This is a genomic window from Nocardioides sp. HB32 (genome assembly GCF_054058995.1).
Window position 1 is genome coordinate 2,936,106 of sequence record NZ_JBSSBS010000001.1, and the last position, 14,055, is coordinate 2,950,160.

Below are 14,055 nucleotides of genomic sequence, written 5' to 3' on the forward strand. Positions count from 1 at the left end.
CATCCGCACATGCCGCGATCAGCTCGACGGGATCTGCCGATGAGCGACCGACTATGACGGCGTGGCGATCACTGCGTCGTCAGCGCCTGTTCGGCGAAGGCAGGCGGAGACTGCCGCGGTATCCACACCGTCCAAGCCGTCCAGATTGGCACCCGAGTAGTGGCCTCCACCACCGGAAACGTTGTCACCTACGCGAACTGGCTCGGCATTCTCAAACTCGACTGCCTGGTTGTCAGCGTCCCAGGACGTACCCGCTGCCCAGAAGGCGACTGAGTTGCCGATGAGGAGGCAGCCCTGGATGAGTCGAAGTTGGCCGGTGATCTGGGCGGTGGGGTACCCGTTCCATCCCGCCACAGTGATAACCGGTCCGTCCGTCTTCCCCTCATCGCCGTCGCCGAATGCCGCCGTTCCTACCCAGATCGCGAGCGCGCCAACGAGTAGCACAACCACTGAAGTGTCGACTTGCGGTCTGCGCACAGGCACTCCTCCAGTCTGCGTCTGACATTAGACGTGACGGTGCGGTCCCGCGCTCCAAGTGACTGAACCGAAACCGTACGGATCTGCCGCGATGCGGGCTTAGGCGTTGAGATCGCGAGCGAATTCGCTGCGACGAACCTTTGGCTTACCTGACTGCTAAGGATTACGGGTCCCTTGAGCGGGCCTCGCAACTGACTCATCGGCATGAGCGCGCACCTCGCGGCAGATCCGGTCGCTTCAACCGGGCGGCTCGAACCCGGCCGCGTCGCGAACAGTGACACTGTCTGGCTCAACCTAGTACTGTGTGGTGCATGGTATCGAGCGAGGATGCGTCGGACCGGATGAGCCTGCTGCATCGTGGCTCGCTCGACCTCTGCGTTCTAGCGGTTCTGCGAGAGGAACCGTTGCACGCCTATGGAGTGGTTCAGAGGCTTGCGGAGCATGGCTTCCTAGACGTGTCCTATGGGACGGTCTATCCCCTGGTCACCAGGTTGCGACGGCTTGGCATGGTGCAGCAGCACGCTGCTCGGGGTCGGGGTGGTCCCGTCCGCAATGTCTTGTCACTGACGCCGGAGGGCCGTACTGCTTTGCGGCGCTGGACCGACCAGTGGCGCGCCCACCAGGGCCGCGTCTCGGCACTTCTGGACTCCACGGCCGAGAGCGCGGAGCGATCCCATGCAGGATGACGAGATGCACAGGCCGATTCAGGAGTGGATTGACGATGTAAATGACCGCTGGAGACGGACCGGCGTTCCCGCCATTGGTCGTGGTCGGCTGCGACGCGAACTGGAGCGGGACGTAGCCGATGCTGTTCGTAGTGGCGCTGGCACGCGTGACCTCACGACGTCCGACCCCGATGAGTTCGCCGACCAGGTCGCCCGGGCGCACGGGCACTCCTCGGCGCCTGCCATCCATCAGCCCTCACTCGGGAGCGTGGCGGCCACAACACTGGCGGGCGCTCTCGTAGGCGCAGCGGTGGCGTGGTTCATCGTCTGGCCGATCTTGCTCCAAGTTCTCCCGACGGCCAGCGACAACGCCATGGTCGCGGTCGCCTATCCGGTTGCAGTAGTCGTCGTCGTGCTCGGGGCCGCTGTCGCACTTCGCCTGCGGTTCCGCACCCATGCCTCACTACGTGTCGTGGCTTCGAGTTTGATCGGCATGGCGGTCGGCTGTCTCCTGGCGTTGCCCGTCACGCTGCTCATCGCACGCGGCCTCTCCTACCCCACCAACCTGGCACTGGTCCTGATCGAGGCACTTCCCATGCTCGGTCTAGCCGTCGGCGGCATCTACCTAGCGAACCGACTCGCATCGCGGAGAACGGTTGCACCGACGGCGCAGTAGCGTCGCCGACGCCCGGATCTGGCAGCGCGATGACTGCGTCCACCCATGCCGATGTGCGGGCGGTGACAAGTCGAGAACACCTGACTCCCTCGCCCCTACCAATACCGACGCCGACGACGTGCTAGTAGCCGAGCCTTTTGCTGAACCTCGCGGAGTGAGAGTCGTCGAGCACGATGTACTCCGCGATCAGCCAGCGCCTTCAATGTTCGCCGGAGAAGCCGTTCGAGATGCGCGTCAGGCTCATCGGTCACGCTCGAAGGACGCAATCCGTGGCCTGCGGGTTGGAACGGAGCCGGGCCGCCGACCACCGGCGCGCGGGAACGTGAAGCATGTCCTCCCGACATGCCAGCCGTAGCGCAGACAGAACGCGCTCATCTGCCGCGTTGAGGTCACGCACATGCCGATGAGCGGTCGTAGCGGGACACTCGGTGATACAAGTCTGTTGTGGTCAAGCTCAACTACGCGGAGGGCGACTGGTTCGCCGTGCCGCTCCGGACGACCGGCTTCGCGCTAGGCATCATTGCGCGCGCCAACCCCAAGGCAGCGCTGCTCGGATACTTCTTCGGGCCACTACGACCTCACCCGCCTGGACTGGATGACACGACCGAGTTACTGCCGCACCAAGCGATCCTCGTGGGAAGGTTCAGCCATCTCGGCATTCGAGGCGGCTCGTGGCCGCTGCTCCGACAAGAACCGGGCTGGGATCGTTCGGCCTGGCCAACTCCGATCTTCGTCCGGTACGAGGAACTAACAGGGCGCACCTTCCACGTGCACTACGACGACGCCGATCCCGCACGCCTCATCGGCGAAACGCTGGTGGCCCGCGGCCTCGCGGAACAGGGACCACGCGATGGGCTCATGGGCGCTGGATACGTCGAACTTCGCCTCACCGCCCTACTCACGTAGGAGGGGAGAAACGCACTCACATACCGCATTCCGCGCGGTCAGGCTGCGGCTGGGAGTGCGTGCCGGGGAGCCTCAGCACGCGACAGATGGCGCAGGGTGGTGGCGATACAGGCGACCTGGAGCCAGCCGGTCGCGGAGGCGGTGGTGTTCTCGAACGACTTCGCGAGTCGCCGGGAGCGGCCAAGGCGTCCGTGGGCGGCCTCGACGCGCCAAGCGTGCCGGATGGGACGGAACACCGGCTGCCTGTCGTCCCACCCGACACGGCGCACCTCGGCGGCGTGGTCGCGGCCGAGAGTGCGGGCCGCAGCGGCCGTGACCCCGCGGTCGACCAGAACTAGGTCCAGCCGTCCGGCGACGTCCTGCTCGGTGAGGTACGCCAACATGAGTTCGGTCGTCACGTTCTCGTGGGTGGAAGCCGGTACGACGAGCGCGCCGACCGGGAGCCCGGTGACGTCGACGGCCACGATGCGCTTGGCGCCCTTGGTGCTGCCGTAGGGGCCGCCGCGGTCGTGGAAGGTGAACCCACCGTTGGATGCGCCGCGCGCCAGGTGGGTGTCGATGACCACCATCGACGGCGTCGCCTCGGCGCGACCGTCGGCCTCCCGTGCTGCTGCGTGGAGCACGGTCAGCGCTCGGCCCACGTGCCGTTGCGTGACCATCGCCGGAACTGCGACCACACCCGTGTCCAGGGCCGGAACGAGTCGGGCAGGAACCGCCACTGGCAGCCGGTGTGGGAGACGTAGAGCATCGCGTCCACGACGCGCCGGAGGTCCGGTGCGTGCTTGGGTCCGCGCTTGCTGGGCGTGTTGAACACCGGTTCCAGCAGTGCCCACTGGTCGTCGCTCAGGTCACTCGTGTACGCCATGCCGCCAACGGTGCCGACGACGCCCGCCACCGCAGTGCCAACCAAATGGGACACACCCAGTTAGATGTCGAAGCTGGTTCCGGGTTCAAGTCCCGGTCGGTTCTCCAACTTGCCCCTGTCGGCTAACGGCAGGCCTCCCGGTTCTCAACTGGGCAACGCGGGTTCGAATCCCGTCGGGGGTACGCGGCCCCGCGTGGGCCATTGCCTTCGTGGTCCAGAGGACACGACGCAGGTCTACGAAACCGGAGACCCAGGTTCGATCCCTGGCGAGGCACGGGATGGAAGGTCCTACCCCGCACCACCCAGATACGACCGGCTCCGACACACCGGGACACCGGGCCACACGCAGGAACCCCGCGACGTAGCGCATCTCAGAGAGCGTCGCGGGGTTCTCTGTATCCCCGCCGGCGCACGCACCGTCCGGACCGTCCTTCTCGAACCCGAGGAGGACCCATGCCACGCACGCCCGAGCAGGCCATCGCAGCTGCCCGCAACCAGTCCCAGCACGGACCCAAGTTCGGTGTCGGTGAGTGCAAGATGCGGTGCCGGGACGCTTACAACGTCCCGTCCGACGGCAGCCCATCCGCGGCGGACGCCTGGTCCCGCGCCCGGCACAAGCACGCCGTCACCAACGTCAAGGACATCCCGCGAGGGGCCCTCATCTGGTGGACCGGCGGCAGCCACGGTTGGGGACACGTCGCCATCTCCGCAGGCGACGGGAAGTGCTGGTCAACCGACATCGGCCGCAGCGGCTACTTCGACCTGGTCGACCTCGACCTCATCCACACCAAGTGGGGGCTGACCCTAGTGGGTTGGTCTGAGGACATCGACGGCGTCCGTGCTCTGACCGTACCGACCAAGCCCCCGACACGGGTGGCGACCAAGTCGATCATCGACGGCATCGACATCTCGCACTGGCAGTCCGGCACCATCAACTTCGGCCTCGCCCGCCAGGACGGAGTCAAGTTCGTCTTCCACAAGGCCACCGAGGGCAAGACATACGTCGACCCGAAGTACGCCCAACGGCGTGCAGAGGTGAAGCGGGCCGGGATCTCGTTCGGTGCCTACCACTTCGCTCGCCCCGGCGCCTCCGACGGCGTCACGCAGGCCCGCCACTTCCTCGCGACAGCGAAGCCGGCGCCAGGCGACATGCAGCCCGTCCTCGACCTCGAGGACCGCGGCGGCAAGGACCAGGCCACCCTGACGGCGTGGACGGTCGCGTTCGCCGCTGAGGTGAAGCGCCAGCTCGGCGTCGACATCATCCTGTACACCAACTTCGACCTGGGACCGGCGGTCGCGAAGTACCCGCTGTGGGTGGCTCGCTACAACAACGCGATGGAGCCGCCGCGCATCCCCGCGCCGTGGAAGTCCTGGTCGATCTGGCAGTTCAGCAACGGCCAGTACGGCAACCCTAAGTCGGTTGACGGTGTCGGGCCGTGTGACATCAACACGCTCTGCAACGGCGTCCAGCTCGCGACCCTGCGGATCCCCGGGAAGCACGTCACTATGCCCGCGAAGACCCCGAGGGTCACTGAGGCGCTCGCAGCCGTGGCACGGGCCGACAAGGCGCTTCTGACCGCCTCCAAGTACGGCGCGACCCAGGACGTGCGGAAGACCGCAGCCGCGGCGCTTCCCAAACTCCGTGACGTCGGGGCGGCGCTCGGCAAGGTCGAGGTCAAGTGACGTCAGGTCAGGTCCAGCGCTCTTCGTGCTCCGGACACTGATAGCCGGTACCGGCGCAGTACGCGCACGTCCCGAAGACCGCTCGGCCGTCACCGCCGCATCTGGTGCACGTCCTCACGTGGGCTCCGCACCGGTCACACTTCGGATGCTTCATCTCGTCCTCCTAGCTTGTGGATGACGGGACTGTGATCGGCCGCGGATCGCGCACACTGGCCACGTGGTCCACCTGTACCTCGTCTGTCCCTGCTGCGGAGACGGCGCCGTCGAGAAGCCGCTGCCGGCCTGTGCGCCGTGCTGGTCGCTGTTCGGGTGCCGACCGTGCCCGCAGTGCGGAAAGTGGTGCCATGACCCGGTCATGGAGTCCCACAGCTGCGCCTCGTGAACCGTGGCCGCCCCACCGTCGGTGCGCACGGTCCGGGACATGAACACGAACCCCCTGACCGACATCCTCCCGGCCGCCTACCGCCGGTACATGTACGCGATCTACACCGCCGCCGTCATCGCAGTCGGTGCCCTCGCCGTTGCCGGTGTCAGCACCGGGAAGGCCGCCGACGTGCTCGCCTACCTCGGCGGTGCCCTGGCCCTCACCGCGGCGTCCAACACGAACGCCGGCAGCGACGACGTCGACCCCGGTGTCGGTGGCGCGGACCGGTCCGACTTCGAGTACTGACCCGTGTACGGCGAGTGCGACGACGGGACGCACCGCCTCCGCGTCGTCTACACGTGGCCGCACGGCTCCTTGTCGAATGCGTCATCTGCTTCTTCCGAGTGACCGAGAAACTGCTGGTCAGCTCGTTGCTGTAGGCCTGGTGCGCCGGAACAGTTCAGGTGGTGACTACCCCTCCGGTCGCCAGCACCCTTCGGAGCCACCTTGTCCGCGACCCCGCCCCCGTGCAGCGACATGCAGCTGCTCGTGTCCGGACGCGCGCTCCGGTTCCGGCTCTACGTCATTTGCAGCCGAGAACACCCTGACGGCCTCGACCCTCACACCCTCTAGGTCGTCCGCCGCGAGCTCGATGGCATCCATCGCGACTACGAGATCGACGAGGCACACGCACGCGGGCATGAGTTGGAGGCGATGCTGTCACCAGGAGAGCTCGACTTCGTGTTCGCTGAGGGACCGGCGCCAGAGCGAGCGAAACGGTCCATCGACTCTGGTGTGTGGCCGCGGGTCGTCGGCACCGTGACGGCAGATCTCTTGACCTCCGCAAGGGCGCAACAGAACTACCTTCGGCCCGGTGCGGTTGACCCGATGATGCTGAGCGAGGACGAGTTCGCCGCGCTCCTCGAGGACGACCTCCTAGTCGACGGGCAACTCTGCCTGTTCTGACCCACTGCACGAGCCCGCGGCGTAGGCACTCTGCCGGCCATGGCCCTAACCGACGCCCGCATCGTCCTCGACCGTGTACCGCCGCGGCGAGGCTCACGGGATCGTTGGCTGTCCTACATCGCCGTCCACGGCAACCGCTTCCCAGTCCTGGCGGCAGCTGACGCTGCCACGGTCGCCGCCGCAGCCTCCGAGATCGTGGAAGCGCTCGACAACGCAACCGACGCGACCCGAGACGCTGTCCTCGAGATCTGGGTTGGCGACTACGACGAGTTCTGGGAGCTGCTCGAAGCGACCGAGGCCGCAACGTCATGATCCTTCGCCTCCCCGACCCTGCCACCGGTGCGTCGCTCCTCACTTGCGAGGACTGCGCCGACATTGCCCGCCGTGCCCTCGCCTCTACGGTGCTCGACGACGTACGTCCGGGCATTGGGAAGCACCTCCACCCGTCCGGCTACGGCCAGTGCGCCTACTGCTGCTGGTGCGGGAACCAACTGGTCACCCCCGGGCGCTGCTTCTGGCACGAGTACGCCTGCCCTGAGGACCGCGCCGCCGAGACCATCCAGGCCGCTGCGGTCGCCAAGTACCTGCGGTCGCTGCACCTGCTGCTGACCGACGAGGGTTGGGAGCACCTGGCCGAAGAGGTCCGGTTCGGTGGCGAGCACGGGATCGCGCACATCCAAGGTCTCCTCGCCAACCTGCTCGGTGACCCGCACTTCACCGAAGACCTGTACTGAGGGCCGGATCGTCAGATGGTCCCCGCCGCCGCGTCCAGTTCTGCGAGACGCGTCCGCATCTGACGCGCGTGCTCGCTGTCCTTGGGATGCTTCATGAACAGGTTGATGTCGATGGCTTCGACGAGCTGGTCGCGATCGAAGGGCGTCACCCTCAGCGCGTGGTCGACGGCCGCAGCGATGAACGGGCCCTCCGTGTCCGGAGTCAAGCGTTCGTTCTTCGTTGCTTGAGAGCGAGCGACCGTGAACGCTTGCGCGGCGTCTGACAGCGCCAGCGGAACCCCGCCGACGCGCTTGACAGCGATCGTGTCGTTGAAGTGCCGCACAAACGTACGATGCATCCGCTTCTGCTGCGCCCCCGTAAACAAACCCACGGCGCGACCGTAGTGCAGATATCCGCTTCTGGTCCTCCGTTCCGTGGCCCCAGGGACCACGCCCGCAAGACATGAAGGACCTCTCCCGCGTCTCGATACACGCGGGAGGGGTCTTGGTGTTGGGGAGGGTTAGCTGAAGGATCTCGAGCTCTTCATCGATCGTCATCTCGTGCCGCGCCAGGATGCGCAGCACTTCCCCGAGTCGTGGGATGAGGTCTTCGAGTTCGGCCGCGATCATTGCGGCACGGCCCTCGGAGACCGCTTCGTAGATGGACTCGTACATGAGTTGGGCGTACCGGTCCTGGGTGGCTCGGCAGGTGTCGTTGAGCAGCTGCTGTGCGTGTTCGTCGCCCTGGTCAGCGAACTTCGCGATCCGGTTGAGGTAGCCGGGCCGGATCCGCTCGATGCGGTTGGTGTCGCAGTCGTCGCAGGTGGGGCCGTCGTCGTCGATGACGCCGTGCATGTCGCAGTAGTCCATGAGGGGATCTCCGGTTGGTTGGGTTGCCCTGATCGGGTTTGACCCCTAGAACCGTCCGGAGGCCGTGCACCCCGTGCACGTAGCTTCGGCACCCAATTTGAGCCATTCACGATTTACTCACACTTTTCAACCGTGGACTCCCGTGGACAGCGGGGGAGTAGCGGTGGACATACGGGCACGTCAGACCAGCTTTCGTCCTCGGCTGTCCAATCGATACCAACGCCGGAAACACGTGGCTGATTACAAGGGGTCGCAGGTTCAAATCCTGTCAGCCCGACCGTGTGATGTCTCAGGACATCGGCGACACCCGGACCTGCGAATGCAGGTCCGGGTGTTGTTCATTTGGGGGTCTGCGGGTGGGCCCAGAGTCCGGCAAACCCACAAACCTGCCCCACGCCTGCTCCACAACAGGTGGCCTGAGTCGAGCCGCGCGAAGGAATGGCTCCCCAGACGGGTGGGCACGGGGCTGCCGGTGAGAGAGCACTGTCCGTCGACACCGGAGAGGACCTGATGAGCGACCGACGCACCCATCAGCCAGACGAGCACGACCAGTCGCCTGTACGCGACCAGACGCCTACGTCGGGACCACCCGGCAGCATCCCACCCACCAACATCCCACCCAGCGCACCTGCCGGAAGTCAGCCTGCGGGGTCGTCGTCGGGGCGCAGCGTGCCGCTCAAATGGGTCGTAGCAGCGCTCGGCGCCCTCATCGTGCTCGCGCTGACCTTCTACGCCGGGACGGCCTACGAGGACCACCGCATCAAGACCGGAATCGAAGAAGCGTTCTCCGGTCTTGGCGACCTCGGTGACAGTTCCACCGGCAGCGACGGCGGTACGACGGACGGCGGGGACGCCCCGGACCCGGTCGAGCTGACCGAGAACACCCCTGTCGAGGTCCAGACCTACGACGGCACGATGACCTACACGCTGCTCAGCAGCGAGCTCAAGAACAAGGCCGCCGCGGACGAGACACTGACCCGCAACCTGTCTTATCGGCTCAAGGTCGAGAACGCCGGCGACACCCCGGCCAGCCCGACAACCAACTCCCACTTCGAGACCGACGACGGTCAGGTCCTCGACTTCGCCGGCGTGTTCTGCCTCGACGACTCCCTGCCTTCCGACACCATCGACCCGGGCCAGTTCGTCCAGGGCTGCGACTCCAGCGACTTGCCCGACGACGGCGGACGCCTCATCTTCGACTCGGTCAGCCCGGAGCTCTACATCACCGTCCCCGCCGCCTGACCGCCCCGCCTGGTCCGTCCCGGGCTGACGCACAGCACGACGCCGCGAACCCCACACGGAGTTCGCGGCGTCGTGGCCGTTATTGACCGGCTGGGGTGCGAGAAGCGGCCCGGACACGCGCTCCCCGCCCCTGCGTGTGCCCAACGCGGCGCTTCAGCGCTTTGCTGGGGGGAGCTGAGCCATCACGGCAAGCGCCATCGAGTCACGTTCGACCCAGATGCGCTGAGCGCCGGCTGCCTCGAGGGCATCTTCGGCGGCAGTGAGCACCTTGTCGAGCACAGCGACCGGGGCTGAGTCCGAGATGGTCAGGATGCGGATCGTGTCCATGAGCGTGCGAACCCCGCTTGTTCTCGCGTGACGATGTTTGGGCGCGGCGGGAACCCTGGATCACGCCGAGGGCGGGGAAGCCGTCCGCAGGGAGGCTAGGGCATTGCCGACCTGTTGTCAGCAAATTTGCGCTCACATGACGCCCACCTGCGACGATCTGAACGACGCGTGGTGCCGCGGCCCTCGGGAGTGCGAGAAGGGCCCGGAGACGCGCTCCGAGCCCTCCTTGCGCGCCGACACCGCTACAGATCCGAGAAGGGTCCCAGGGTGTCTCCGTCTGGGGGAGTGCGACCTCTACCCCCGGCCCGCGGGTCGGGACGGGAGCGCACGCTGCCCGCGTCGCGACGTGGACGGCACGCAGGCTCAGTGTCCGACGCTGAGGCGAGCCGCGCGAGCCGACGGCTCAGCGACCGGTGATGTAGTGCGCCGCGTCGAATCCCGGACGCCCGTGGGTGTCCTCCTCGGTGTCGCTCGCAGCGTGCCCGTCGAGCCAGACGACCGCGGCATCGAGGTGACGGCCGGCGGCCAGCACGTACGCGATGACGTTGGCCTCGCGGCAGGTGACGTGCGCTCCGACCCGGGCCGCGGACGAGTGACGGCCGAACGTGCGTGCGAGCCACTCCAGCGCTTCCTCGAGATCGCGGCCTTCGTCGCGGCCCGCGCGGAGCATGCGGATGAGTGCTGGGTCTGCGCCCATGAGCTGTGGAGTACCCGCGGGCGCCGTGGCGGAAACGGCCACGGCGATCTCGATCTCGTTGCTCATCACTGGCGCTCCGGGTCGGCGCGCCGGTCCGCTGGGATGCGTGTCAGCCAGGTGCCGTCCGGGGTGAGGCACACCCGCTGAGCCGGCGGCCCGCAACGGCTCTGGACGTCTGGACCAGTGACTGGTCCGCGGGCCCTTCCATCACCGGATTTGGGGATACGCGGCCGGGCAAGCCCCCAACGCCGGGACGGTTCGCGATCCACTCAGCCCCGGCGCTCGGGGGCTGCCCATCACATTCATCCAGGCAAAGGAATCCATCATGCTCAACAACGCAATCGCTCGTAGCCGTCAGCTCCGGAAGAACAACGAGGGCGGCTTCACTCTCATCGAGCTCCTGATCGTCATCACCGTCCTCGGCATCCTGGCCGCCATCGTCGTGTTCGGCGTCGGCACGTTCCGGCAGGACGCGACTGACACGGCGAAGGCGACTAGCTGCAAGACCGTCTCGACCGCTGCCGAGGCGTGGAACGCCAAGAACGGCAACTACCCGGCCACCGTCCAGGCCCTGGTCACCGCCAAGTACCTGAAGAGCCTTCCCGACGGAATGACCACCACCACCACGATCGACGGCGCCACCGGTCTGGCCACCGGCTGCACCGTCTGATCGCGTGACGGGAGGGCCGCGGGCCGCCGCGGCCCTCCCGATCCAGTCCTTCACCAGCCCACAACCCAGGAGCGCCGCCACCATGCAGACCACCGTCCACCAGATCGGCAGCCGGATCGACGGGCTGCTCGCCGCCCTGTGGCAGGCCGGCGGCACCGACCTGCTCCTCTCCGTCGGCCTCCCGCCCATGCTCCGGGTCGACGGCACCTTGACTCCAGTACCGGGAGCGTCTGCGCTCTCGGCGGAGGACACCAATGCGCTGCTCGCCGAAGTGCTGACGCCGGACCAGACCGACGCCTGGGACGCCAGCCACGAGTACGACTTCTCCTTCTCGTGGCGCGAGAACGCCCGCATCCGCGGCAACGCGTTCACCCAACGCGGACTGACCGCGGTGGCGCTGCGGATGATCCCGCGCTCGATCCCGTCGCCGGACGAGCTCGGGTTGCCGCAAGTGCTGCGGGACCTGGCCCTGCGGCACCAAGGCCTGATCCTGATGACCGGCCCGACCGGCTCCGGCAAGTCCACGACGCTTGCCTCGCTGGTCGACGTGATCAACAGCAACCGCGGCTGCCACATCATCACCATCGAGGACCCGATCGAGTACGTCCACGACCACAAGATGTCGGCCGTCAACCAGCGCGAGGTCGGCACCGACACCGCCAACTTCCCCGACGCGCTGCGCAGCGTCCTCCGCGAGGACCCCGACGTGCTGCTCGTCGGTGAGATGCGCGACCTGGAGTCCATCCGGTTCGCCCTCACCGTCGCGGAGACCGGGCACCTCGTCTTCGCCACCCTGCACACCAATGACACCGCCCAGTCGATCGGCCGCATGATCGACGTCTTCCCTGCCGAGCAGCAGGCCCAGATCCGGGTCCAGCTGGCCGCGGCGCTCAGCTGCGTGGTCTACCAGCGCCTGATCCCGAAGATCGGGGGTGGCATGACCGCGGCGTACGAGGTCCTCACGGCCACGCCGGCGGTGCGCAACCTCATCAAGGAGGGCAAGACCCACCAGCTGCGGAACTCGCTGATCACCGGGGCCCAGGACGGCATGGTCACCCTGGAGCAGTCCCTCTCGCGGCTGGTCCAGGACGGCATCGTCGCCGAGAGCGACGCGATCGCTCGCAGCCTGTATCCGAAGGACATCGAGACCCGTCCGCGGCTCGCATCCATGGCGGGGGTGTGACGAGATGAAGATGCGCACCCGCCACCGGAGCGAGGAGTCGACGACCCTCACGTTGTCGAGGGACGAGGTCGCCGATGAGCGCCTCGCCGGCGCCCTCGTCGCGTCGCGTCGGCTGGAGCCGTACCAGGTCGAGGCCGCGCGCAGCACCGAGGCAGGCGGCACTCTGGCCGAGAGTCTGATCAGTGCCGGGATCATCAGCGACGACGAGCTTGCTCGGGTGCTGGCCCAGCACTACCAGGTCGAAGAGGTCGACTTCAGGCGCACCGATCCTGACGCGGAGGCGGTCGCCCTGCTGCCGCAGGACCTCGCCAGAGCCCTGCGCGCAGTGCCGATCAGCATGGTGGACGACCGGGTCGTCGTGGCGCTCGTCGACCCCTCGCCGGACCACGTCGCCGAGGTCGCGGCAGCTCTCGGGCGACCGGTCGACGCCGCCGTGACCACGCACGTGGCTCTGGACCGTGCGCTCGACACCGAGTACCGGGCCACCAGCGAGGTCACCGGCCACATCCAGGCGTTCGAGGCGCGCGACGGACTACGACGTGAGGCCGACAAGCTCGAGGCCGCCCAGGTCAACGAGGACGCCCCGGTCGTCCAAGTCGTGCAGAAGGTCATCACCCAGGGGCTGCGCGACCGCGCCTCCGACATCCACATCGAGCCTGCGGGCGACCGCGTTCGGGTCCGCTTCCGCATCGACGGCTCGCTCACGGACGTGCTGGACCTGCCGGGCTCGATCGGGCCGGCGATCGTCAGCCGGATCAAGATCCTCGGTGGGATGAACATCGTCGAGCGGCGCCGGGCGCAGGACGGTCAGATCTCGATGGATGTCGAGGGAAGGGAGGTCGACATCCGCGTGTCCAGCACGGCTGTCGTCGGCGGTGAGAAGGTCGTGATGCGGCTGCTCGACAAGTCCCGCTCACTGCTGCTCCTCCAGCAGCTCGGCATGCAGCCCGACACGGCCACCCGGTACAGCCGGCTGATCCACTCGCCGTACGGGATGGTCATCTGCTCCGGGCCGACCGGCGGCGGCAAGACCACGACGCTGTACGCATCGCTGGGCGAGCTGGACACGCCCGACCGGAACATCATGACGATCGAGGACCCGGTCGAGTACACGTTCGACTCGATCAACCAGATCCAGATCAACGAGCAGGCCGGCGTGACGTTCTCCGGCGGCCTCAGGTCCATCCTGCGGCAGGATCCCGACGTCATCCTCGTGGGCGAGATCCGCGACGTCGACACTGCACGGATCGCCGTCCAGTCCGCGCTTACGGGCCACCTGGTCCTGTCGTCACTGCACGCCACCGAGGCGGTCTCGGCGATGTACCGCCTCCTGGACATGGGGATCGAGCCCTTCCTGATCGCATCCTCGGTGACCGCGGTGGTCGCCCAGCGCCTGGTGCGACGCAGCTGCACGAGCTGCTTGGAGCCGTACTCGCCCTCGCCCGAGGAGCTCGCGTTCCTGCGGAGCTTCGGGAGCTCGGGGGAGCCGGCCGACGGATACCGGCACGGCGTCGGCTGCCACTTCTGTGCGCACACCGGCTACCTCGAACGGATCGGCGTGTACGAGCTGTTGACGGTCACCGACGAGGTCCGCGAGCTGATCGTCGACCGCGCACCCCACGACGAGATGCGCAAGCTGGCGTGCAGCCAAGGCATGCGCACCCTCCAGGAGCAGGCCGTGCGCCTCGTCCGTGACGGGACGACCACCGCTGCCGAAGTCATGCGTTCCATCTACGTGGCAGGAGTCTGAC

General features: G+C 67.2%; 17 protein-coding genes and 2 tRNA genes. 14 read left to right on the forward strand and 5 right to left on the reverse strand.

Going from position 1 to position 14,055, the window contains the following annotated elements; all coding sequences use genetic code 11:
* Nucleotides 1-818 precede the first annotated feature (818 nt).
* From ACVW2K_RS14835 to ACVW2K_RS14845, 3 genes are all read left to right on the forward strand, one after another.
* The gene (locus tag ACVW2K_RS14835) at nt 819-1,163 is read left to right on the forward strand and encodes a PadR family transcriptional regulator (protein WP_457204075.1); all 345 of its coding nucleotides are present in this window, start codon (nt 819-821) and stop codon (nt 1,161-1,163) included.
* Nucleotides 1,153-1,818 (forward strand): hypothetical protein, encoded by a 666-nt coding sequence (locus ACVW2K_RS14840; protein ID WP_457203036.1) that lies wholly within the window; start codon nt 1,153-1,155, stop codon nt 1,816-1,818. The genes ACVW2K_RS14835 and ACVW2K_RS14840 overlap by 11 nt, the downstream gene beginning before the upstream one ends.
* A 444-nt stretch (nt 1,819-2,262) precedes the next feature.
* Entirely contained in the window at nt 2,263-2,724 is a 462-nt protein-coding gene (locus ACVW2K_RS14845) for an Imm26 family immunity protein (protein WP_457203037.1), read from the forward strand.
* Between the two features lie 38 nt (nt 2,725-2,762).
* Here the strand turns inward: ACVW2K_RS14845 and ACVW2K_RS14850 are convergent, their stop codons facing one another.
* Both ACVW2K_RS14850 and ACVW2K_RS14855 read right to left on the reverse strand, forming a co-directional pair.
* Nucleotides 2,763-3,365, reverse strand: coding sequence for a transposase (locus ACVW2K_RS14850; protein ID WP_457203038.1), 603 nt, complete (start codon nt 3,363-3,365; stop codon nt 2,763-2,765).
* Nucleotides 3,350-3,589, reverse strand: a complete 240-nt coding sequence (locus tag ACVW2K_RS14855) for a transposase (RefSeq protein WP_457203039.1) — start codon at nt 3,587-3,589, stop codon at nt 3,350-3,352. The genes ACVW2K_RS14850 and ACVW2K_RS14855 overlap by 16 nt, the downstream gene beginning before the upstream one ends.
* Nucleotides 3,590-3,700: 111 nt before the next feature.
* On the opposite strand from ACVW2K_RS14855, the gene ACVW2K_RS14860 reads away from it, so the two are divergent.
* The 6 genes from ACVW2K_RS14860 to ACVW2K_RS14885 all read left to right on the forward strand — a co-directional run bounded on the left by ACVW2K_RS14860 (nt 3,701) and on the right by ACVW2K_RS14885 (nt 7,336).
* Nucleotides 3,701-3,771, forward strand: a tRNA-Glu gene (locus tag ACVW2K_RS14860).
* A 21-nt stretch (nt 3,772-3,792) separates the two neighbouring features.
* A tRNA-Arg gene (locus ACVW2K_RS14865) sits at nt 3,793-3,863 on the forward strand.
* Between the two features lie 179 nt (nt 3,864-4,042).
* Nucleotides 4,043-5,272, forward strand: coding sequence for a glycoside hydrolase family 25 protein (locus ACVW2K_RS14870; protein ID WP_457203040.1), 1,230 nt, complete (start codon nt 4,043-4,045; stop codon nt 5,270-5,272).
* Nucleotides 5,273-5,693: 421 nt separating this feature from the next.
* The gene (locus ACVW2K_RS14875) at nt 5,694-5,942 is read left to right on the forward strand and encodes a hypothetical protein (protein ID WP_457203041.1); all 249 of its coding nucleotides are present in this window, start codon (nt 5,694-5,696) and stop codon (nt 5,940-5,942) included.
* 699 nt (nt 5,943-6,641) lie between these two features.
* Nucleotides 6,642-6,914 (forward strand): hypothetical protein, encoded by a 273-nt coding sequence (locus ACVW2K_RS14880; RefSeq protein WP_457203042.1) that lies wholly within the window; start codon nt 6,642-6,644, stop codon nt 6,912-6,914.
* Nucleotides 6,911-7,336 (forward strand): hypothetical protein, encoded by a 426-nt coding sequence (locus tag ACVW2K_RS14885; protein WP_457203043.1) that lies wholly within the window; start codon nt 6,911-6,913, stop codon nt 7,334-7,336. Before ACVW2K_RS14880 ends, ACVW2K_RS14885 begins: the two co-directional genes overlap by 4 nt.
* An 11-nt stretch (nt 7,337-7,347) precedes the next feature.
* On the opposite strand, the gene ACVW2K_RS14890 is transcribed toward ACVW2K_RS14885, so the two are convergent.
* Nucleotides 7,348-7,707 (reverse strand): hypothetical protein, encoded by a 360-nt coding sequence (locus tag ACVW2K_RS14890; RefSeq protein WP_457203044.1) that lies wholly within the window; start codon nt 7,705-7,707, stop codon nt 7,348-7,350.
* Nucleotides 7,708-7,876: 169 nt separating this feature from the next.
* Between ACVW2K_RS14890 and ACVW2K_RS14895 the strand changes: the two genes are divergently transcribed.
* Both ACVW2K_RS14895 and ACVW2K_RS14900 read left to right on the forward strand, forming a co-directional pair.
* Nucleotides 7,877-8,227 (forward strand): hypothetical protein, encoded by a 351-nt coding sequence (locus tag ACVW2K_RS14895; RefSeq protein ID WP_457203045.1) that lies wholly within the window; start codon nt 7,877-7,879, stop codon nt 8,225-8,227.
* 627 nt (nt 8,228-8,854) lie between these two features.
* Entirely contained in the window at nt 8,855-9,427 is a 573-nt protein-coding gene (locus ACVW2K_RS14900) for a hypothetical protein (protein ID WP_457203046.1), read from the forward strand.
* Between the two features lie 153 nt (nt 9,428-9,580).
* Here ACVW2K_RS14900 and ACVW2K_RS14905 read toward each other — a convergent pair whose 3' ends face one another.
* Entirely contained in the window at nt 9,581-9,754 is a 174-nt protein-coding gene (locus ACVW2K_RS14905) for a hypothetical protein (protein ID WP_155992195.1), read from the reverse strand.
* Nucleotides 9,755-10,157: 403 nt separating this feature from the next.
* Nucleotides 10,158-10,517: a hypothetical protein gene (locus ACVW2K_RS14910; RefSeq protein ID WP_457203047.1), complete on the reverse strand. Its 360-nt coding sequence runs from the start codon at nt 10,515-10,517 to the stop codon at nt 10,158-10,160.
* 259 nt (nt 10,518-10,776) lie between these two features.
* On the opposite strand from ACVW2K_RS14910, the gene ACVW2K_RS14915 reads away from it, so the two are divergent.
* The 3 genes from ACVW2K_RS14915 (at nt 10,777) to ACVW2K_RS14925 (ending at nt 14,054) form a co-directional block, all read left to right on the forward strand.
* Nucleotides 10,777-11,121 (forward strand): competence type IV pilus major pilin ComGC, encoded by a 345-nt coding sequence (locus ACVW2K_RS14915; protein ID WP_457203048.1) that lies wholly within the window; start codon nt 10,777-10,779, stop codon nt 11,119-11,121.
* Nucleotides 11,122-11,203: 82 nt separating this feature from the next.
* The gene (locus ACVW2K_RS14920; protein WP_457203049.1) at nt 11,204-12,304 is read left to right on the forward strand and encodes a type IV pilus twitching motility protein PilT; all 1,101 of its coding nucleotides are present in this window, start codon (nt 11,204-11,206) and stop codon (nt 12,302-12,304) included.
* Between the two features lie 10 nt (nt 12,305-12,314).
* Entirely contained in the window at nt 12,315-14,054 is a 1,740-nt protein-coding gene (locus ACVW2K_RS14925; protein WP_457203050.1) for a GspE/PulE family protein, read from the forward strand.
* Nucleotide 14,055: the final 1 nt, after the last annotated feature.